This window comes from Marinomonas pollencensis, assembly GCF_003387375.1.
GTDB lineage: Bacteria > Pseudomonadota > Gammaproteobacteria > Pseudomonadales > Marinomonadaceae > Marinomonas > Marinomonas pollencensis.
In genome coordinates this window covers 506,730-528,549 of record NZ_QUNG01000001.1, presented here as the reverse complement: position 1 = coordinate 528,549, position 21,820 = coordinate 506,730, and the positions used below count along the sequence as shown (strand labels likewise).

17 protein-coding genes are annotated in these 21,820 nt (G+C 44.5%); 14 read left to right on the top strand and 3 right to left on the bottom strand.

Translation table 11 applies throughout. The annotated features are described in order from the left end of the window. Window positions 1-36: 36 nt before the first annotated feature. Window positions 37-900, top strand: coding sequence for a substrate-binding periplasmic protein (locus DFP81_RS02425; RefSeq protein WP_115896158.1), 864 nt, complete (start codon window positions 37-39; stop codon window positions 898-900). Window positions 901-915: 15 nt separating this feature from the next. On the opposite strand, the gene glgA is transcribed toward DFP81_RS02425, so the two are convergent. Continuing rightward, window positions 916-2,349: a glycogen synthase GlgA gene (gene glgA / locus DFP81_RS02420; RefSeq protein ID WP_245959062.1), complete on the bottom strand. Its 1,434-nt coding sequence runs from the start codon at window positions 2,347-2,349 to the stop codon at window positions 916-918. An 88-nt stretch (window positions 2,350-2,437) separates the two neighbouring features. On the opposite strand from glgA, the gene glgC reads away from it, so the two are divergent. The 8 genes from glgC (at window position 2,438) to acpS (ending at window position 10,428) form a co-directional block, all read left to right on the top strand. Continuing rightward, window positions 2,438-3,694 (top strand): glucose-1-phosphate adenylyltransferase, encoded by a 1,257-nt coding sequence (gene glgC / locus DFP81_RS02415; RefSeq protein WP_115896156.1) that lies wholly within the window; start codon window positions 2,438-2,440, stop codon window positions 3,692-3,694. Window positions 3,695-4,007: 313 nt separating this feature from the next. Next, the gene (locus DFP81_RS02410; protein ID WP_115896155.1) at window positions 4,008-4,640 is read left to right on the top strand and encodes a riboflavin synthase subunit alpha; all 633 of its coding nucleotides are present in this window, start codon (window positions 4,008-4,010) and stop codon (window positions 4,638-4,640) included. Between the two features lie 280 nt (window positions 4,641-4,920). Beyond that, a complete protein-coding gene (gene lepA / locus DFP81_RS02405) occupies window positions 4,921-6,726 on the top strand; it encodes a translation elongation factor 4 (RefSeq protein WP_115896154.1) in 1,806 nt (601 codons plus the stop codon). Between the two features lie 54 nt (window positions 6,727-6,780). Further along, on the top strand, window positions 6,781-7,605 hold the full coding sequence (gene lepB / locus DFP81_RS02400; RefSeq protein WP_115896153.1) for a signal peptidase I: 825 nt from the start codon (window positions 6,781-6,783) through the stop codon (window positions 7,603-7,605). A 17-nt stretch (window positions 7,606-7,622) separates the two neighbouring features. Beyond that, window positions 7,623-8,300, top strand: a complete 678-nt coding sequence (gene rnc, locus DFP81_RS02395) for a ribonuclease III (RefSeq protein ID WP_115896152.1) — start codon at window positions 7,623-7,625, stop codon at window positions 8,298-8,300. Next, a complete protein-coding gene (era, locus tag DFP81_RS02390) occupies window positions 8,300-9,202 on the top strand; it encodes a GTPase Era (RefSeq protein WP_115896151.1) in 903 nt (300 codons plus the stop codon). Before rnc ends, era begins: the two co-directional genes overlap by 1 nt. 24 nt (window positions 9,203-9,226) lie before the next feature. Further along, window positions 9,227-9,967 carry a DNA repair protein RecO gene (recO, locus tag DFP81_RS02385; protein ID WP_115896150.1) on the top strand — a complete coding sequence of 247 codons (741 nt, stop codon included), beginning with the start codon at window positions 9,227-9,229 and terminating at the stop codon, window positions 9,965-9,967. Window positions 9,968-10,041: 74 nt separating this feature from the next. Beyond that, a complete protein-coding gene (gene acpS, locus DFP81_RS02380) occupies window positions 10,042-10,428 on the top strand; it encodes a holo-ACP synthase (RefSeq protein ID WP_115896149.1) in 387 nt (128 codons plus the stop codon). On the opposite strand, the gene DFP81_RS02375 is transcribed toward acpS, so the two are convergent. Both DFP81_RS02375 and DFP81_RS02370 read right to left on the bottom strand, forming a co-directional pair. Further along, on the bottom strand, window positions 10,406-13,207 hold the full coding sequence (locus DFP81_RS02375; protein WP_115896148.1) for an ATP-binding protein: 2,802 nt from the start codon (window positions 13,205-13,207) through the stop codon (window positions 10,406-10,408). The two genes, acpS and DFP81_RS02375, sit on opposite strands and share 23 nt — an antisense overlap. Before the next feature lie 12 nt (window positions 13,208-13,219). Further along, window positions 13,220-13,444: a hypothetical protein gene (locus DFP81_RS02370; RefSeq protein ID WP_115896147.1), complete on the bottom strand. Its 225-nt coding sequence runs from the start codon at window positions 13,442-13,444 to the stop codon at window positions 13,220-13,222. A 132-nt stretch (window positions 13,445-13,576) separates the two neighbouring features. On the opposite strand from DFP81_RS02370, the gene cysM reads away from it, so the two are divergent. The 5 genes from cysM to ppc all read left to right on the top strand — a co-directional run bounded on the left by cysM (window position 13,577) and on the right by ppc (window position 21,647). After that, the gene (gene cysM, locus DFP81_RS02365; RefSeq protein ID WP_115896271.1) at window positions 13,577-14,473 is read left to right on the top strand and encodes a cysteine synthase CysM; all 897 of its coding nucleotides are present in this window, start codon (window positions 13,577-13,579) and stop codon (window positions 14,471-14,473) included. A gap of 98 nt (window positions 14,474-14,571) precedes the next feature. Continuing rightward, window positions 14,572-15,903, top strand: coding sequence for a 23S rRNA (uracil(1939)-C(5))-methyltransferase RlmD (rlmD, locus tag DFP81_RS02360; RefSeq protein ID WP_115896146.1), 1,332 nt, complete (start codon window positions 14,572-14,574; stop codon window positions 15,901-15,903). Beyond that, window positions 15,904-18,153 (top strand): GTP diphosphokinase, encoded by a 2,250-nt coding sequence (relA, locus tag DFP81_RS02355; protein WP_115896145.1) that lies wholly within the window; start codon window positions 15,904-15,906, stop codon window positions 18,151-18,153. Next, window positions 18,150-18,956 (top strand): nucleoside triphosphate pyrophosphohydrolase, encoded by an 807-nt coding sequence (mazG, locus tag DFP81_RS02350; RefSeq protein ID WP_115896144.1) that lies wholly within the window; start codon window positions 18,150-18,152, stop codon window positions 18,954-18,956. Before relA ends, mazG begins: the two co-directional genes overlap by 4 nt. Window positions 18,957-19,016: 60 nt before the next feature. Continuing rightward, entirely contained in the window at window positions 19,017-21,647 is a 2,631-nt protein-coding gene (ppc, locus tag DFP81_RS02345) for a phosphoenolpyruvate carboxylase (protein WP_115896143.1), read from the top strand. The last annotated feature ends 173 nt before the right edge of the window (window positions 21,648-21,820 follow it).

Here is a 21,820-nt window from a genome sequence, read left to right as displayed (position 1 = left end):
TTTTACTGGTTTTTTGTTGAAAGGGGTCTTCACGCCATGGGATTACAAAAAGCACTCGCCCTGTGTTTTATTACTAGTGCTTTTGTGAGTAGCTTTTCTCAGGCTGCGAACAGTGAATCGCACAATCAAGCTGTATGCACTTCTCTGACGGCGACAGGAAATTTGGAATACCCACCTTTTCTGTGGCGTGTAGGTGATGCAAAGCGACAATTGCTGGGCGCCAATCGTTTAATTATTGATGAATTGAGCCGCCGTATTCAAATCCCTATTGTGCTCGAGGATGTAGGTCCTTGGTCCAATGCGTTGTCATACGTTAAGGGAGGCAAGGTGGATATTATGGCGGGCGCTTTTTATACCAATAAACGAGCCAGTTACATGGACTATTTTTATCCTGTGATGCTACATACCACGAGTGTGATCTGGCAGCGTAAAGATAAAAGGTTCCCTTTTTACGCTAAGGAAGATTTGCAAGGTAAGTGGGGGGCAACCCTAATGAGTAACAGTTTTGGTCAAGCATTTGACCGTTTTGCTCAAGAAAAGTTAAACATCTTGTCTGTGGCAAGTGTCGCGACGGCATTTCAAATGTTAATGGCAGATGATGTGGATTATGTTTTGTACGAGAAAAACCCAGGTATTGCTTATGTCTCTATGCTTGGCTTGGATAACAAGGTAGAAATGGTGCAGCCTTTTGTGAGTAGTGAAGGCTTATATCTCACCTTATCGAAAGCGTCGCCCTGCAATACGCCAGAGATAAAACGCAAAATTGCGTTGGCTTTATACGATATTCATAAGCAAGGCTTTGCTGAGCAGGCCTTGCTTGAAGGGGTAAAAGAGTGGCAGCAGTCGCGCCTGAAGAGCATGGCCTTACTTAATTTAGGCGCGAGCCAGCATGATCACTAAATAGTGAGCGGCGAGTTAATTTAATAAGCTGCTATAGAGTTGCTCCCATTTAACAGTAGTGCCCTCCCAGCTAAAGTCATAAGCCATGGCATTACTTTGCTTTTCACGCCATGCGTTAATGTCTTCAAAGCAAGCCAGGGTTCGTAGCATAGCTTCTTTAAGGGCTTGTGCATTGGCTTGCTCAAAGACAAAGCCATTTGCTTGTTCGCCCGTTTCAAACACACTGTCAGCTAATCCCCCCGTTTTTCTTACTAATGGCAAGGTGCCATATTTGAGAGCATATAACTGTGTTAGCCCACAAGGTTCAAAGCGTGAAGGAATTAATAGGGCATCGACACCCGCTTGTAAACGATGAGAATAGGCTTCATCGTAGCCTATTTTGATGGACACCTGATTTGGGTATTGTTGCTGAAGTGCCAGATAAGCTGATTCTAATGCTTTGTCACCAGAGCCTAATACAATCAGTCGGCAACCTTTTTGTAATAACGCCGGAATCGCTTCTAATACTAAATCCAGCCCTTTTTGCTCGGTAAGGCGGCTGACAATACCGAATAGCAATGTACTGGGGTCTTCTGGGAGCTTGTTTTCATTGAGTAGCGCGAGCTTATTCGCACACTTTTTCTCGATAGAATCAATGCTATAGGCTTGTGAAATTAGCTGGTCTTTTTCAGGTGACCATTGTTCGTAATCGACGCCGTTTAAGATGCCGTGCAGCTTATAGCGCATTGCTCTTAGGGTGCCGTCCAGGCCGTCACCATACTCACTGGTTACTATTTCTTTCGCGTAAGTTGGGCTGACCGTGGTGATGGCGTCGGCATAAACCAGGCCTGCTTTTAATCCTGAAAAACGTCCATAAAATTCCATGCCATGCATGTCGAGCAGTTCACTGGACAGCCTCATGTCAGGAAATCTATTCATTTCAAAGCTGCCGTTGTAGCGTAAGTTATGCACTGTGCTGATGATTGGAATATGGTTGAGTTTCCAGCTTTTTAAATAAGCCGCAGCGAAACCGGTTTGCCAATCATTGAGGTGCAGAATATCCGCCTGCCAACCAATTAAGTGTCCGTGTTGGGCGAGCATAGCAATGGCCCAAGAAAAGGCACCAAAGCGCAAGTGGTTATCAACATAGTCTGTGCCATCTTGATCTAGATAAGGTCCAGCATCACGTTCAAACAAGGCTTGGCATTGCAGAAGATATATAGGTGTGTCATTTTCTATAATGCGTGTTTCGAGGAGGATCAGGTCGCCAACCCCAAATGGGTTTCCTAAATTAGTTTTTTTATGGATGGCTTCGACTTTTTCTAATATGCCTTTGTAGGCAGGCATGATAAGTTTTACATCATGTCCTTTCGCTCTGAGGGCCACAGGAAGTGCCCCGGCGACATCGGCAAGACCGCCTGTTTTTATCAAAGGGTAAATTTCGGATGCGGCAAATAGTATTCTCATCATATCGTATCTTATTGATTTGGCATGTTGAGAATAGTATACCTAAATATAATTCGGAGTAGAGTTAGTAGATAACTTTTAAGGGTAAATTATGGATTTAAATACCGCATGTATGAAAACTTTGTCTATCATTCTCGCTGGTGGTAGAGGTTCTAGGCTGAAGCAGTTAACGGACAACCGCTCTAAACCTGCTGTCCCGATCGCTGGAAAGTATAAAATTATCGACTTTCCTCTTTCCAATTGTATTAACTCTGGCATGCGGCGCATTGCCGTCCTCACCCAATATCGCTCTCATACCCTTAACCAACATGTTCAGCGGGGCTGGAACTTTCTACGCTCTGACTTTAATGAATTTATTGAACTCTGGCCTGCGCAGCAGCTTACCGATGGCAGTTGGTATCAAGGCACAGCGGACGCGGTTTATCAGAATCTAACCATGATAGACGGTTTGGATAGTGAGTACGTGCTTATCCTAGCTGGGGATCATGTGTATAAACAAGACTATAGCATTATGCTAAAAGAGCACATGGAAAGTGGGGCGGATGTGTCTGTTGCTTGTATTGAAGTGCCGGTGCAAGAGGCTGACCAATTTGGCATTATGCACGTTGATGAGGGTGATAATATTATCGCCTTTGAAGAGAAGCCGAGTGCGCCGCCAACCATGCCAGGTAACCCTAATGTGTCGTTGGCAAGTATGGGTATTTACATCTTTAATACTAAGTTTTTGTGTGAACATTTAAAATCCGATGCCAGCGATACCGCTTCTAGCCATGATTTTGGCAAAGACCTGATTCCATTGTTTGTGGGTCGTAGCAAAATTAAGGCACACCATTTTTCCAAGAGTTGTATCGCCAATGAGAGTTTCCCGAATAAACCCTATTGGCGGGATGTTGGTACCTTGACAGCGTATTGGGAATCCAACATGGACTTGACAAAGTTGGTCCCCGAGTTGGACTTATACGATGAAGAATGGCCCATTCGGACAGCGCATTATCAGCGCCCAGCAGCGAAGTTCAATTACAATTATGAAGAACGTATCGGCACCGCATTAAACTCGGTTGTATCCGCTGGTTGTATTGTTTCTGGGTCGACGGTTGAGCAATCTATTTTGTTCAATAATGTGCGGGTTAACTCATACTCTCATGTGAATAAATCCGTGGTACTGCCGCGTTGTGATATTGCTCGCAATTGTCGCTTAACTCGGGTGGTTGTTGACTCCGATTGTCGAATACCAGAAGGCACTGTAATAGGGGAAGACCCAATAGCGGATGCTTCACGTTTTTATCGTAATTCTGACGGAATCACTTTAGTGACTCAGGCTATGATTGAAGCACTGCTGGAAAAATAGCATTTAATGATATTGCAGGCGTTATGGTAGCGCCTGCAATGTACCGCTAAGCATGGACCATTGAAGTCAAATATCCTGGATCTAATTCACGGTTTGCCTTGAAATATGGAATTTCGATCGCATTTCTTAGAGCAGTTTGGGTTATCCCCGCATGCTGTGGATAACCCTATTAGTGACTGTGTGATAACTTGCGTCATGCTAGATGTAGCGGTGCTTTGAGATAAGCTGTTCATTTCTTCTTCATTTGCTCGTAAGTTATCAAATCAGTGCTGTTTTAACGTTAAATACTTCTGAATTCTATAAAGGATCTTTCATGTTTACTGGCATTGTTCAAGGTGTGGCATCGGTGAAATCTTCAACAGAGGTTGGCCGCAATAAGCGCCTAGAAATCCTCTTCCCCGCTGGCGCTATGATAGATCAACAGTTAGGTGCGAGTGTTGCCATTAATGGGGTCTGCTTGACGGTTTCCGCTCTAGCCCATGATGTTTTGAGTTTTGATGTAATCGATACGACGTTGGCTTTAACTAATATTGGTTTGCTAAATGCTGGCGATAGCGTGAATTTTGAGCGTGCCGCCAAAATGGGCGATGAAGTTGGAGGGCATGTTATGTCCGGCCATATTATGACCTCGGTGACGGTTTCTCGCATTGAACAAGTTGGAGAGAGTGTCCATATTCGCTTTACGACGGACCGGCAGCAAGAAGTGGATGCGCGACGTTATTTATTTGATAAGGGTTATGTAGGCTTAAATGGCTCTAGTCTCACCATCAGTGATATTGGTGAAGACTGGCTTGAAGTTTCATTGATTCCGGAAACCTTACGATTAACCACGTTTGGGCAATTGACGCTGGGTGATAAAGTGAATTTAGAAATCGATGCTCATACTCAAGCAACAGTGGACACGGTTGAGCGTATGTTAAAAGAACGCGGTATTCTTTTACCTTGATATAGCGCTATATAACAATTTGAGGTTGGCGAACAAAAACACCCAGTGATGCAGCTTTTGTGAGAAAGTCACCATACTTTTAAATAAATGGAGTAGTTGGTTGATTTTCGGTAGAATGCTCGCCAATTTCTATCCTGAGAATCTGTTAATGCGTTATAGCAGTGGCAAAATGGCTGTGTAAATCATGCATAAGGCCTGCACTATTGAGCAATCATCGATAGCGCATATGATGTATTAACCGTTATTCAAACAAATATCGCTTTTAAAGTGTGAGTAAATAGTGTCTTCAAATAATCTTAAGCACATACGAAATTTTTCGATCATCGCCCATATCGACCACGGTAAATCGACGTTAGCAGACCGCTTCATTCAGAATTGTGAAGGCTTGAGTGCGCGTGAAATGTCGGCTCAAGTTCTTGATTCAATGGATATTGAACGAGAGCGTGGCATCACTATCAAGGCCCAGAGTGTGACCTTGGATTACCATGCCAAAGATGGACAGACTTATCAGCTTAACTTTATCGATACTCCAGGGCACGTTGATTTCTCTTATGAAGTATCCCGCTCGCTTGCTGCTTGTGAAGGTGCATTGCTGGTGGTGGATGCCGCTCAAGGCGTGGAAGCTCAATCGGTAGCTAACTGTTATACCGCAATCGAGCAAGGCCTTGAGGTAATGCCAGTCTTAAATAAGATTGACCTGCCACAGGCTGAACCTGAACGCGTTTGTGCTGAAATCGAAGAGATTATCGGTATCGATGCAATGGATTCGGTAACGTGTTCTGCAAAAACTGGCATGGGTGTGGAAGATGTTTTAGAGCGCCTTGTTGCCACGGTTCCGCCTCCAGAAGGGGATGTGGATGCGCCATTACAGGCTCTGATTATCGATTCATGGTTTGATAACTACCTAGGCGTTGTATCCTTGGTGCGTATCAAGCAAGGAACCTTGCGTAAAAAAGATAAGATTTTCATTAAATCCACAAAACAGGTTCATCCTGTGGATATGGCAGGTATTTTTACCCCTAAACGCAAAGAAACCGGCATCTTAAAAGCTGGTGAAGTAGGCTATGTTGTCGCGGGTATTAAAGACATACATGGTGCACCTGTGGGTGACACCATTACGCATTCTAGTACGCCTGATGTGCCTCAACTTGAAGGCTTTCAAAAGGTAAAGCCTCAGGTTTATGCCGGTTTGTTCCCTGTAAGTTCTGATGACTATGAGGACTTCCGTGTGGCGTTGGACAAATTGACACTAAACGATGCGTCTTTGTTCTTTGAGCCAGAAAGTTCTGATGCACTGGGCTTTGGTTTCCGTTGTGGTTTCCTTGGCATGTTGCATATGGAAATCATTCAAGAGCGTTTAGAGCGTGAATATGACTTAGATCTCATTACTACCGCGCCAACGGTGGTGTTTGAGGTGGAACTTAATAACGGCGATGTTATTAATGTTGATAGCCCATCTAAAATGCCAGACCCAGGCAACATTAAAGAAATGAGAGAGCCTATTGTTGAAGCCAATATTTTGGTTCCTCAAGAGTATTTAGGCAACGTGATTACCCTTTGTGTGGAAAAACGCGGTATTCAAAAAGACATGCTTTATGTTGGTAAGCAAGTGCAATTACGCTACGAACTACCAATGAATGAAGTGGTCTTAGATTTCTTTGATAAATTGAAGTCTTGCAGTCGTGGATTTGCTTCCTTGGATTACAGCTTTTCTCACTTCAGTCCAGCCCCATTGGTGCGTTTAGATGTTCTTATTAATGGCGAGCGAGTGGATGCTTTGGCGTTGATTATGCACAAGGATAACGTTCAGTATAAAGGGCGTGCTTTGTGTGAAAAGATGAAAGAATTGATTCCTCGTCAAATGTTTGATGTTGCTATTCAGGGTGCGGTGGGTGCAAAAGTTATTTCTCGTACTACGGTAAAAGCGTTACGTAAAAACGTAATTGCCAAATGTTACGGCGGTGACGTGAGTCGTAAGAAAAAGCTATTACAGAAACAAAAGGAAGGTAAAAAGCGAATGAAACAGGTAGGTAATGTTGAAGTGCCACAATCTGCTTTCCTTGCTGCGTTAAAAATCGATAGCTAATTGTCGTGACACTAGAGCAGGCATGATGATTCATGCCCTTATGGAGACAGATGTATGGGTCTTGATTTCGAATTAATACTAACCATCGCTTTTTTTGTGACAGGTGGTTTTTGGTTGTATGACCGAATTGTTTTTGCGCCTAAGCGTAAAGCTATTTTGGCAGACATGCCTGAAGAAGCACGTTCAGCGTTGAAAAAGAGCGATTTGCCACTATTGGCGAGCACACCAAAATATGTGGCGGAGGTGAAGTCCTATTTTGTCATCATCACTGTCATCTTCTTTTTGCGCTCTTTTGTGGTTGAACCGTTCCAAATTCCATCAGGGTCTATGTTGCCAACGTTAAAAATTGGCGATTTTATTTTGGTTAATAAATTTGATTATGGCATTCGATTGCCGGTTTTAAATACTAAAATTATTGAAACAACGGAACCTAAGCGTGGCGATGTGGTGGTATTTAAATACCCACGAGATCCTAGTCTAAACTATATTAAGCGTTTAGTTGGTCTGCCAGGTGATGTTATTAGTTACCACAATAAAACCTTGATGGTGAATGGTGAGGTGGTGAGCAAATCGTTTTTGGCTGAACTGCCTATATCCCTGAACCCAAATCAAGAGCCGGTGCGGGTGTATCAGGAAGATCTAGGTGGAGTGGAGCACGAAACTTATAATTCTTACCATCGTGGTGCGCCAGATGGTGACTGGATTGTCCCTAAGGGTCATTACTTTGTGATGGGTGATAACCGTGATAACAGTGCGGACAGTCGAGAGTGGGGCTTTGTGCCGGAAGCGAACCTAAAAGGTCGAGCGTTTTACGTTTGGCTGCATTGGAATTCGTTTTTGAGTATCCCAAGTTTTAAAAATAATGGTTTGATTGAATAAGTATTTTTGGAGAAATTTTGAGTTCACTGTATCAGAAGTTGTGTCAGCGTATAGGGTATTTTTTTGCTGACCTTGGACTGCTTGAGCTGGCGCTAACGCACCGTAGTTTTGCGGGTAAAAATAACGAGCGCCTAGAGTTTCTAGGCGACTCGATTTTAAACTATGTCATTGCTGAAGATTTATTTCATCGTTTCCCAAAGGCGAAAGAGGGCGAGTTAAGTCGTCTTAGAGCGTCTTTGGTAAAAGGTGACACTTTGGCAGAGTTGGCTCGTGAGTTTCAATTGGGTGACTTTCTTAAGTTGGGCGCAGGTGAATTGAAGAGTGGTGGTTTTCGTCGCGATTCGATACTTGCGGATGCCGTAGAAGGGATCATTGGTGGTATGTATTTAGATGCGGGTATGGACGTTTGTCGTGAACACATACTGGCTTGGTATAAAGATCGCCTTGATGCGACTTCACTGAAAATTGTCACTAAGGATGCGAAAACGCGCTTGCAGGAATTCTTGCAGGCAAGAAAGCATGGCTTGCCACAGTACGAGGTGGTAAAAATCGTCGGTGAACCCCATGATCAAACCTTTTTTGTTCATTGTCAGATAGAACTAAGTGATGAGCCCATTGAAGGCAGAGGCAATAGCCGTAGAATTGCTGAGCAAAACGCGGCCGCTAAAGCCCTCAAACAACTGGAAAAGAAATAATGTCTGAGCTAGAAATTACTCATTGCGGCTATGTGGCGATTGTTGGTCGTCCGAATGTTGGTAAGTCGACTTTACTGAATCATATTTTGGGTCAGAAACTGTCGATTACCTCGCGTAAGCCGCAGACAACTCGAGATCAGATTCTAGGGGTTAAAACTGAAGGTCATATCCAAGCTATCTATGTGGATACACCTGGGCTCCATTTGGGCGAAACAAAAGCGATTAACCGCTTTATGAACAAAACAGCCTCAGCGGCATTAAAAGATGTTGATGTGATCCTTTTTGTGGTCGACGCCAATCGCTGGACGGAAGAAGATGAGTCGGTTTTAGAAAAAGTAAAATACGCTCGTTGTCCTGTGGTTCTAGTGGCGAATAAAGTCGATCAGATTGAAAATAAAGACGATATCTTACCGCGTCTTGCGAACTTGTCTGAGCGCATGAACTTCTCTCAGATAGTACCCATTTCAGCGTTGCGTAATAAAAATCTAGATCGTCTTGAACACTTGGTGGAAGGCTATATTCCTGAGGGGACAGCCTTTTACCCAGAAGATCAAATTACCAACCGTAGCTCGCGTTTTTTGGCAGCTGAGATTGTTCGTGAGAAGATCACTCGACAATTAGGTCAAGAAGTGCCGTACGAAGTCGCGGTACAGATTGAAGAGTTTGTGTTTGAGGAATCGGCGATTCATATTAGCGCCTTGATCTTGGTTGAGCGTAATGGTCAAAAACGCATCATCATTGGTGAGCGTGGCGAAAAAATCAAACTGATTGGTAAAGAAGCACGTATTGATATGGAAAACTTATTCCAGCACAAAGTTATGCTGAATTTGTGGATTAAAGTGCGTTCTGGTTGGTCTGATGACGAGCGTGCCCTTGCCAGCTTGGGCTACCAAGAAGAATAATTTGCTTATCAAAGGGTAAACAGAATGCGCGTGACTGCGTATGTTATTCATACTCGTCCTTTTCAAGATGGCAAAATCCTAGTGGATTTGCTTAGCTTCGAACAAGGTTTAATACGAGGAGTATGGCGCTTACCTAAAAAAGAGGCTCGGGTTATACCTGGGCCTTTTTTATGCTTTGAAGTTGAGTGCAGTGGTCGTGGCGAATTAAAAACCATTAAAAGTATGGAGTCCGTACAGGCTGGTTTTTACTTAGAAGGTATGCCGCTTTATGCCGGTCTATACATTCATGAAATAATAGAAAGGCTGCTGCCACTTAATTTGCCTTTGCCCGTGGTTTATGAGCTTTATCAATGGCTGATCAGTAGTTTGCATGCTGGTGTTCCTGTCGCGCCAATTTTAAGACGCTTTGAAGTCGGGTTGTTTGCTGAGTTAGGGGTTACCATAAATATGGCAACGACGAGTCGTGGTGAGTCCTTGCAGCATAAGCAGCTTTATCAATTTCATCACAAATTTGGTTTAAGGCCATATCATGGAGAAAAGCCGAAACAGTTGCCCTTGCTGTATGTGGAAGGGCAGCTTGCATTGGATTATCATGCTGGCGCTTGGACCAATAAGCAGGTTTTAAGTTTGGCTAAAGAGCTGCATCGTTCTTGGTTGGACGGATTGCTTAATGGCAGGTCAATCAGCGCTAGGCGCTTGTTGCCTAAGCAGACTTATCAAGGCGAACGCTTGCATGGTGTGCCTATTTTTCGAGCCCTGGTGTGATCTTGGGGGAGATGAGCGTAGATTGCTATCTGGTGCGCCCATCATGGTTTTAAATTGACAGTAGGTAAGTGATTTTGATTATTGGAATTGGAACGGATTTAGTCGACATTGCTCGTGTTTCTGACTCCGTTGCTAAATTGGGTGAGCGTTTTATTGATCGTATTTTAACCCAAGATGAAAAGCAGCAATGGGCGCTGATATCGAACCCACTAAAACGGGATGCGTTTGTGGCAAAACGTTTTGCAGCCAAAGAAGCCGCAGTAAAAGCCTTGGGTACAGGGATTGGGCGTGGGGTCAGTTTTCAGCATTTCCAAGTGGAAAATTTACCTACCGGCCAACCGATTTTAGTGGTGAGTGCTGAAATAGCATCGCGTTTTACCTCGCCAGTAACATGGCATTTAAGCTTAACGGATGAAAAAGCGTACGCGCAGGCGTTTGTTATTCTTGAGGCCAAGGAATAAAGCTCCTAACCTCCAGAAGCATATCGATGCTTTCTAGAAAGTCGTTTAAAACCCCTTCAACATCTTCCATGCCAAACTCTTTCAGGTGAGTTTCCAAAAAGCCTGCGTGGCGAGTCAATTCGATTGTTCCCGTGTACTTGGAGGCCCCATGTATGCGGTGTACAACATGAATCAGTTTTTCTGTGTCTTGGAGCTCAAAGTGGTGTTTTAAAAGCTTTTTCTCATCGCTTAGAGAGTCCGCCAGCATGTCAAACATCTCTTTGGCGATATCGCTTTTTTGGTTAACGATAGACAGCGCTTTACTGAGGTCAAAGGCGTTTGTTACTTGGGTGTTGATGTGCTGTTGCGCACTTTCTTTTCTTAAGCACCATTTTTCTATGGTGTTGATTAAAATCTGTTCGTCGACCGGTTTTGATAGATAGGCGTTCATGCCGGAGGCTAATATTCTGTCTTGCTCTGAGCCAAGAGCGTGTGCTGTTAGCGCGACAATGGGAGTGTCTTTGTAGGTTGCTAAACTGCGCAGATGTTGGGTGGTCTCTAAACCATCCATTTCAGGCATCTGTATATCCATAAGAATTAAGTCAAACTGCTGCTCTTTTGCCATGTCTATTGCTTTTTGGCCGCTACGGGCTAGAAAAATCTCCAGTCCATGGGGGGTAAGCCAATGGCTTAAAAGTTGTAAGTTTATTTGGGTGTCATCGACCGCCAGAATTTTTAACCCAGTAAGCTTACTGGAAATGGCTGGCGCAGGGGGCTCATTATGGGAAGTCTGCTCGATGGCTGGCAAGGTGTTAGGGGGTTGAATATGTTGCAGTGTATTAAACAAATGCTTGTGGCTGATAGGCTTAAGCAGGATGTTGCTGCAGATCGATTTCAGTTCAGGGTAGTGATTTATTTGGCCTGGTGGTTGAATCATTAAAATGCAAGGGATGTTGAATTGTGTGCTCGCATAGGTGGCCAGTTCCATAGCATCCATGGCATTTTGTTTGTTCGGAATTAGGTTAACTAGAATGGCATCAATTTTGGCGTGCTGTTGGTTAAGTTTTGAGATGACCTGTTCAACGCCAGAGCAGGCGATTCCTGTGGCGCCAATTTCACTAAAGTAATTTTTAAGGTAATGACGATAAGTATTGCTAGGCTCTAAAAACACGACGACTTTGTCCAGTTTTTCTGGTTTTGGCTGAGGTTTGTTAGAGGGTTTAAGTTGTAGACTGAAGTGGAAAGTGGAGCCTATTTTTGGCGTGCTGCTGATCTTAATTGTTCCGCCCATTTGCTCCACGAGCTTTTTAGTAATCACCAAACCTAAGCCAGTGCCGCCAAATTTTCGAGTGGTGCTGGTATCCACTTGTGAAAAGGGCTTAAACAATTGGTTGATTTTATCTTCAGCAATACCAATTCCCGTGTCGATGACACGAAAAGCAAGTGTGAGCTGGTCTGCGCTCTTATCTGAGAGCATCACTTTTGTGGTGATTGCTCCTTTATTGGTGAACTTAAGGGCATTACTGATTAAGTTTGTCAGTACTTGGCGAATGCGAATGCTATCACCAATCATGATGCTCGGTACGTCGGGAGAAAAATCTGTTACTAGGTCGATTTGCTTGTCGTCTGTTAGTAGGTTGGCACTTAGGGTTTGGTATACCTCATCAACCAGTTCTCTTATGTTGATTGGGCTATAGTCTAGGCTGAGTTTTCCTGCCTCTATTTTTGAGAAATCTAAAATGTCGCCGATAATTGCCAATAGGCTATTAGTCGCTTGCTCTATGGTGTCGACATAGAGTTTGTTTTGGTTGTCCTTGACGTTTTTTTGAAGGATTTTTGTGTAGCCTAAAATAGCGTTGAGTGGGGTTCTTACCTCGTGACTAATGTTAGCAAGAAACTGAGATTTAAGGCGGTTTGATTCCATTGCTTCTTTGTTTGCGATGAAGAGTTGTGCACTTTTTTCTTCCATGCTGTCCATGTTTCTACGCATGTCTTCTGTAGATTGCTCAATGCCTGCCATCAGTTCTTTTTTGTGGTTTTCAAGCCGCTCAGCGAGTTCGAATAGGTCTTTTTGGGTTTCTGAGTATTGTGCGGGTAGTTTGATGGACTTAGCCGCTGAATATTGCCCTTTGGTTAGTTTTCGAAGTGCTATAGATAGCTTTTCACTTGGTTGAATAAGTGCCGTCGTGACTCGTGAAACAAGGTAGGCGCACAGAGCGTTAAAAACAGTGAATAAAAATAGCAGTAAAAAGAAAAGTTGGTATTGCGCGATGTTAAGTTGAGATATGTTGGTTTCTACTTTTACCCAGCCAATAATACGGGGCTGGAGTTTGTTGTTAAAGGTGCCAGGTTGGTTGCCTAAGTCGTTAATCGGTGGTGAGTTAAGGTAAATAGCTTGTGTAGTGACTAGGTAGCTATTGGATTTTTGGCTATAAGTCTGCTCGGTTAATGGGGGCGTGGGTAAGTGGGCCGCTGGTCCGATCTCAGAAGACACTTCCTTGTTTTGATTGAAAACCGTGATGTTATTGATATTGCCATAACTCAGTGCATGTTCTAAAAGTTGTGAAATCAATTGCTCGTTCGAGGTTGATATAGCATATTCGCTAGTGATCGCTAACTGATGAGTGATGTTTTTGGCTTTGTTTTCCAGCTGGGCGGTTAAATCGTGTATGCGATAAATGAAAATAAAGATGCAGAAAAACAGAGACAGCGTAAAAATTGGCGCGAACAAGGTCCAAAAAAGCTTGAGACTTGGCGATAAGCTGAATGAAAGAGGGAGCCGCTTTATGTTAACTCGCATGGCAGGTTTTCTTTAGTAACACACTAGGTTGCCTTTGTTTTTACGACGGTCACATTCGCGCTCATAGTTTTCACAGGCTAACACTTTAGTGCGAGAAGGGTTTTTAATTTGTTTGCATTCGCGCCATTTGCTTCTGAGTTCACGATCAGGGATGTCGGCAGAAGGCCCGGCAAACATATCGCAGCCAGCGACTAACAATAGCGAAATTAATGTGGTTGCATACAGACAACTGCGCATATTTTTGCTCCAAATGTGAATTCTTGGCTAAGTTTATAACGCTTTCTTATTTTACTCTTCAGTAAGAGTGTTTTTAAATATATTGAAATGTTAAGTTTCATTCCCCACGTTATTAATGTCAATGAAGTTTTTATGAGCCAATACCCAACAATAGAGTCCATTATAGGTCAAACGCCTTTAGTACGCTTGCAGCGTATTAATCCAAACGCAAGTAACACTGTGCTATTGAAGCTAGAAGGGCAGAATCCTGCTGGCTCAGTAAAAGATCGACCTGCTTTGAATATGATAGTGCAAGCGGAACGTCGTGGTGATATCCAGCCAGGTGACAGCTTGATTGAAGCGACCAGTGGCAATACTGGCATTGCTTTGGCGATGGCTGCGGCGATCAAAGGTTATAAAATGCACCTTATTATGCCAGACAATATGAGCCAAGAGCGTAAGTCAGCAATGACGGCTTATGGCGCCATCTTGCATCTAGTCACCAAAGAAGAAGGCATTGAGCGTGCTCGTGATTTAGCAATGGAAATGCAGGATCAAGGTCTTGGTAAGGTGTTAAATCAGTTTGGTAACCAAGATAATCCGAATGCTCATTATGTGAGTACAGGGCCTGAAATTTGGCAACAAACACAAGGTAGCGTGACGCATTTTGTCAGCTCGATGGGGACCACTGGAACTATTATGGGTGTGTCTCATTATTTGAAAGAGCAAAATCCAGCGATTGAAATTGTTGGCTTACAGCCAACAGAGGGTGCCAGTATTCCAGGAATACGACGTTGGCCAAAGGCTTACTTGCCCGCAATTTTTGATGAAACACGAGTGGATAAAGTCATGGATGTCAGTCAGGAAGACGCGGAAGTGACCATGCGTCGCTTAGCCACAGAGGAAGGCGTGTTTTGTGGTGTTTCTTCTGGTGGCTCTGTCTATGCGGCTTTGGAATTGTCAAAAGTCGTTAATAATGCCGTTATTGTTGCCATCGTGTGTGACCGTGGTGACCGTTACCTTTCGACAGGCGTGTTTAACCCAGCATAATTTGCTGTTGGTGGTGAGGTGATAAATAGTAGGGATCAATAAGCAGATGCGTTAGAATAGCGCAATTTATCGATCCCTGCTTAATTAGAGAGTCACCATTGAGAACAAGAAAGGCGCCACGCCGTTCCCCAAAAGCACAACCACTTGGCCCAGTTCAACGCTATCAAATTGATGGCTTGACCCACGAAGCAAAAGGGGTCGCGCGTCTATCAGGGAAAGTCACTTTTATTGATGGTGCATTACCTGGGGAGGTTGTTGAAGCTCAAGTCTTCAAAACAGGACGACGTTTCGATGAAGCTCGGTTAATTCACGTGAGTGAAGCCAGCCCTCATCGAGTTGTGCCTGAGTGTGTTCATTTTGCTCAGTGCGGCGGCTGTAGTTTTCAACACCTAGCGGCACCACAGCAATTGGAAGCAAAACAGCAATGGCTTCAAGGCCAGCTGCGCAATGTTGCTGCCGATCTTGATCTGGAAATGCTAACGGATCAACCTCTTTATTATCGACGCCGAGCGCGTATCTCAGTTCACTCTCAAAAGGGCAAGTTGTTGATTGGGTTTAGAGGAAAAGCCTCTAAAGACATCATTCAGATAGACCAATGCCTGGTTCTTACTAAGCCTCTTCAGGCGATTTACTCAGCCCTGTCAGATAAGTTAGCACAGAGCTCCTTAGCCAGTAAAATAGGTCATTTGGAGTTACTGGAAGATAGCCAAGGTTGCTCGGTATTATTTCGCTTAACGGCATCTATCACAGACCCGCTTAGAAATGAGTGGCAGTCTTGGGCAAATGATCTCGGTGTCATGCTGTATTGGCAGCAATCGAATGAAGCGAAGGCACCTGTAGCTGATGAGTCTCTAAGACGCTATGAGTTAGATGGGCTGACTTTTCATTATCATCCGCAAGACTTTATACAAGTCAATGAAGCCTTAAATAGAAAGATGGTTAGCCAAGCGATGGAGTGGCTGGCACCGCATGAAAATGATGTTGTTCTGGATCTGTTTTGTGGCGTTGGAAATTTCTCATTACCGTTGGCGAAACGGGCGAAGCAGGTGTTAGGTATCGAAGTTCAAGAAACGATGGTTGAAGCTGGCAAGAAAAATGCTCAACGAAATCAACTGGACAAGGTGACCTTCTTGGCGGCAGACTTAACGCGACCGGTTTCGACTGACTTGGTCAAAATGGGTGTGACAAAAGTGTTGCTTGACCCACCTCGGGCTGGCGCTTTAGAGTTCCTTGATAGCATTATAAAGATTAAACCAGAACAAATATTGTATGTTTCTTGCAACGCTTCTACTTTGGCACGGGATGCCGAGTATTTAGTCGCAAAAGGATATCAGGTCTTACGGGTGAGTTTGATGGATATGTTTCCACAAACTTCCCATGTTGAGACCATGATGTTGCTGCAAAAAAGAAGTAAATTGAAGGGCAAGTAAATGGTAACAGTCAGAAAAGACCACCCGATTTTAGGGGATGGTACGGTTGATATAGACCGTTGGATGGAGCAATTTGCTGATAAAGTAGATGAAGGCGCTAGAGTGCCGTTACGCATGGCTTGTGAACTGGCACGTCAGGCAGAGCTTCAATCACCACGACATTCCTATTGGGGACCGCAAGCGAGTACCTTCCGTGCCGGCCTTGAAATGGTTGAGATTTTATCTGGTTTTCGTGCGGATCAAGATTCGTTGTTAGCCGCGGCTTTATACCGAGCTGTGCGCGAAGATCAGTTGCCACTGTCTCGTGTTGTCGACATGTTTGGGCGTAAAGTTGCCTCCTTGATTGAAGGGGTTATTCGTATGGGTGAGGTTTCTAAAAATCTCACCGCGGATACCGCAGCAGAAGTATTAGGCAGCAGTGAGAACCAATTAGAATCTTTGCGTAAGATGCTGGTTTCCATCATTGATGATGTGCGTGTGGTGCTGATTAAACTGGCGGAACGCGCCTGCGCGATAAAAGAAGCTAAGCACCAAGATGAGGCAAGGCGCGTCGCGGTTGCCCTAGAAGTGCAAAGTGTATACGCACCGCTTGCTCACCGACTTGGTATTGGCCACATAAAATGGGAGTTAGAAGACCTTTCTTTCCGTTACCTTTATCCCTCAGATTACAAGCGAATTGCAACTTGGCTAGATGAAAAACGATTAGATCGTCAGCAGTATATTGATGATGTTATCAATGTTCTTAGAGAGCGTTTGGAAAATATTAATATTCATGCGGATCTAATGGGGCGTGCTAAACACATTTACAGTATTTGGCGCAAAATGAAGCGTAAAAATATTGGCTTTGACGAAGTCTATGATGTGCGTGCAGTGCGTATCTTAGTCGATGAAACAATGGAGTGTTATGGCGTTTTAGGGGTGGTGCATAACCTTTGGCGCCCCATTCCACAAGAATTTGATGATTATATTAGCAATCCTAAAACCAATGGTTATCAGTCGCTGCATACGGCGGTGATTGGGCCACAAGGGCGCGCACTCGAAATACAAATCCGGACTCATAAAATGCATGAAGATGCCGAGCTTGGGGTGTGTGCACACTGGAAATACAAAGGCACAGACCTTAGTTCGAACAGTACCAGCTACGAAGAAAAGTTACAGTGGCTGCGTACTATTTTGGACTTCCATGAAGTGCAAGGTAATTTGGAATCTCTTTCTGAGCAAGTGCGCAGTGACATTGAGCAAGACCGTATCTATGTCTTTACGCCAGACGGTCATGTGGTTGATCTACCGGTGAATTCGACCCCGATTGACTTTGCTTATCGGGTTCATACCGAGATCGGCCATCGCTGTCGTGGTGCGAAAGTGAACGGTAAGATTATTTCCCTTGTGACGCATTTGAAAACGGGTGACAAGGTTGAGATCTTAACCTCCAAAGAGGGAGTGCCTAGCCGCGACTGGCTGCACCCTACATTTGGCTATGTGCGAACCAATCGGGCCCGTGCAAAAATCCAAAATTGGTTTAGAAAAGAAGACCGCGAGAAAAATTTAGAAGCGGGTAAAAGCTTACTGGATAAACAGCTGAAGCGCTTAGGGGTGGAAGACAGTAAGGTCGATTTACTAAAAGTATCTGCGAAATTTAATTTCTCGAATGCTGAAGATATTTATGTCGCGTTGGGAGCGGGTGATATTCAGTTATCGCGTGTGCTGCATGCGATTGATGATTTATATGGCTTGGATGGTAACACGCCTACCGTACGACCAATTCGTCTTAAAAAGAGTCGTCATAAATCCTCAGACAATGATGTACACATATTGGGTGTCGGTAAGTTATTAACGCAGATGGCAAAATGCTGCTCTCCGATTCCCGGCGATAGCATTGTTGGTTACATCACCCAGGGCCGAGGTGTTTCTATTCATAAAGAGGACTGCATTAATGTAGTGCAAATGAGTTTGGATGAGCCAGAGCGTATGGTGGAAGTGAACTGGGGTGAAGAGGTGGATAACCTGTACCCGGTCAATATACAGGTTGAAGCTTATGATCGCACAGGGTTGCTGAATGACATCACTAGCTTGTTGGCAAATGAGAAGGTGAATTTATTGTCGATGAATACCTTGTCTGCCCAAGATAGTCACACCGCGACCATACGATTTACCATTGAAGTGGGAGAGTTAGGCGTATTGAGCAAATTGCTGCATCGTATTGATCAGTTGCCTAATGTATTGAATGTATTCAGAGAAAAAGACTTTTGAGTGACGTAATTAATCAGCTACTAACTTTGATGGCCTGTCTTAGGGATAAGCAGCATGGTTGCCCTTGGGATCAGCAGCAGACCAACAAAACCATTGCGGCTTTTACATTAGAAGAAACCTATGAAGTACTCGATGCTATTGAGCGAGAAGATCATCAGCATTTAAAAGAAGAGCTTGGTGATTTGCTGTTCCAAATCGTGTTCTATGCACAGATCGGTAAAGAAGACGGTCATTTTGATTTTAATGATGTGGTGTCGGGGATTGTTGAGAAAATGCTCCGTCGGCACCCTCATGTCTTTCCTGATGGCCGGTTAACGAGCTTTGGGCAGGGTGCAAGTAATACGACAGCAGACTTATCAGCCCAGTGGCAAGCAATTAAGGCCGAAGAAAAAGCAGGGCAACAGGTCGGCAGTTTGTTGGACGAGGTGCCGGTTTCTATGCCGGCCCTAATGCAAGCGGCCAAATTGCAAAAAAAAGCCTCAAAAGTGGGCTTTGATTGGCAAGACAGTGGACCAGTATTTGCCAAAATTCGAGAAGAGCTAGACGAATTAGAGGCGGCTATTCAGGATTTAGAAAAAGATCATATTGAAGCAGAAATGGGCGATGTATTGTTTGCGATGAGCAACTTAGCACGCCATCTTAAGGTTTCCCCAGATGTGGCTTTGAATCGAACCAATGTAAAATTTCGTCGACGCTTTGCTCGAATTGAAAGCTTGCTATTGTCTCAAAATAAAGAAATAACAGATTGTTCCCTTGAAGAATTGGATCAATATTGGGAGCAAGCAAAAGCAGAAGGTTTGTAAATAAAAACGGTTAATACATCATAATAATTAGAAACGTTTTTTTAGCGGAAGGAGGGTGAAGTGAGTGATAATCAAGCATCGTTACGGGAAAATGTCCGACTTTTAGGAGATTGCCTTGGGGAAACCATGAGTAATCATCTAGGGGATGCATTTTTAGAAAAAGTTGAAAACATTCGATTGCTATCAAAAGAGGGGCGTCAAACTGGGGACTCTGCTGCGTTAATCGAAGCCCTTGAAGCGCTGGATGATAAAGATATTGTTCCCGTTGCTCGTGCGTTTAACCAATTTCTCAACTTATCTAACATTGCTGAGCAATACCATAGAGTTCACCGTCGCCGTACCAATGAGAGTTTAGGGGTGTATCACAACCCAGTGGGGGATTTGCTTTCGCGTTTATCTGACAAAGGAGTGTCGGGTGAGCAAATGTTGGCGTCTTTGCAAGAACAATCTATTGAGTTGGTGCTTACAGCGCACCCAACCGAAGTCGTGCGTCGTTCTTTGATTCGTAAATACGACAATATCTCCACTGAATTAGAAGCGCTAGACAAAGACAATATATTGCCGCTGGAAAAAACTAAGCATATACGCCGTCTCAAAGAAATTATCACGCAAGCATGGCATACGGATGAAATCCGTGAAGACAGACCGACGCCAGTTGATGAGGCTAAGTGGGGGTTCGCGGTTATAGAGCAGTCTTTATGGCAAGCCGTACCGCGTTTCTTCAGGCAGCTGGATGCGCAGATAAATGAGCACGCTGAAGGCTTGCAGTTACCTCTTGATTTAGCTCCGATTCGCTTTGCCACTTGGATGGGTGGGGATCGTGATGGCAACCCGAATGTGACACATAAAGTGACTGAAGAGGTGACTTTGCTGGCTCGCTGGATGGCGGCAGACTTATATATTAAAGATTTGAGTGTATTGCGTTCTGAATTTTCTATGACGCAATGTAATGCGGCGTTGCGCGCTCGTGTTGGTGACAGTGCGCAACCATATCGGGATGTATTACGCCGTTTGGAAAGCAAAATAGTAGCCACCAAAAATTGGGCCAAAGCCCGCCTCGATGGGAAAGCCGTGGCGGATGATAACATTATGTTAAACAGTCGAGAGCTCTACGACGATTTGGTGTTGTGTTATCAGTCTTTGATTGATTGCGGAATGAAGGTGATTGCCAATGGCTCTTTGCTTGATTTGATTCGCTGTGCCGCGACGTTTGGCATGACGCTGGTGCGTTTGGATGTACGACAAGATGCTTCGCGCCATATTGAAGCCCTATCTGCTATTACGCGTTTTTACGGGGTGGGGGATTACGCAGAGTGGGATGAAGCATCTCGACAGGCTTTTCTATTGACCGAGCTGAATTCTAAACGCCCCTTGTTGCCTTCAAGCTGGTCTCCCACCGCGGATGTTAAAGAGGTACTAGACACTTTTTCGATGATTGCTAAAGGCGAGGCGAATTCATTTGGCTCCTATGTGATTTCTATGGCAAGCGCGCCATCGGATGTGCTGGCCGTTGCGTTGCTTTTGAAAGAGTCTGGGGTGTCGTTTGCAATGCGCATTGTGCCGCTTTTTGAAACCCTAGCAGACCTTGATAACGCCGAGCCAATTATCGAGCAATTGTTTTCTTTGCCTTGGTATAAAGCTTATATCGATGGTCGCCAAGAAGTCATGATAGGTTATTCGGACTCAGCAAAAGATGCTGGCCAAATAGCCGCCACTTGGGGGCAATATCGCGCGCAAGAAGCGCTGACTCGCTTATGCAAAAAACATGGCGTGCATCTGACCTTATTTCATGGCCGTGGCGGCACTGTTGGTCGTGGCGGCGGTCCTGCTCATGTGGCTATTTTGTCTCAGCCTCCAGGGTCGGTAAACGGTGCGATTCGGGTAACGGAACAAGGGGAAATGATCCGTTTCAAATTTGGTATCCCTGATATAGCAGTACGCTCTCTTGAGCTTTATTGCTCAGCGGTGCTGGAAGCGACATTAATGCCAACGACTGAGCCTAAAGAAGAGTGGCGCGCCATTATGGATGAAATGGCTGAAGTGGGGATGAATCAATACCGCTCAATTGTGTTGGGTCATGAGGATTTTGTGCCTTACTTTAGGGCCACTACGCCAGAGCAAGAGCTGGCTAAGTTGCCGCTTGGCTCAAGACCTGCCCGCAGACGCTCTGACGGCGGCGTAGAGAGCTTGAGGGCCATTCCTTGGATCTTTGCCTGGATGCAAATTCGTTTGATGCTGCCTGCGTGGTTAGGGGCTGAAAGCGCACTGGAGCAGGCGATAGAGTCGGGTAATCTAGACAAGTTACGAGAAATGCACGGTAAGTGGCCTTTCTTCGGTGCTTATTTAGATATGCTGGACATGGTGCTGGCAAAAGCCGAGCCTGAGATTTCCGAATATTATGAAAAGCGTTTAGTAGGTGATGAGCTGCAAGGTTTAGGGCGCCTATTACGCAATAAGTTAGCTCAGGTAAGTCGTTTGGTGAAAGAGCTTAAGCAGCAACAGCGTTTAATTGAAGACAATAAAACGATTCGCCTGTCTATTGATGTGCGTAACCCATATATTGATCCTCTGCACTATTTACAGGCTGAATTGCTCTACCGTAGTCGTAAGAGTGCTGAAAACCCTGAGGTGAATAAAGCTCTGATGATTACCATGGCTGGCATCGCGAGCGGCATGCAAAACACGGGCTAAATCAAAAACGGTTAGTTTTTAACCAAAAAAGGCGCGAAAATAGCGAAAATAGGACAGTAAATTTGCATCTTGAAGGCTTGCTTGGGTATGCTTGGCAGCCATTCAATTTTTACTTTGCAGGTTGTCTGCCTTTACGCTGTCTTTTCGCGCCTTTTTTGCGTGCGTTTAAAGTA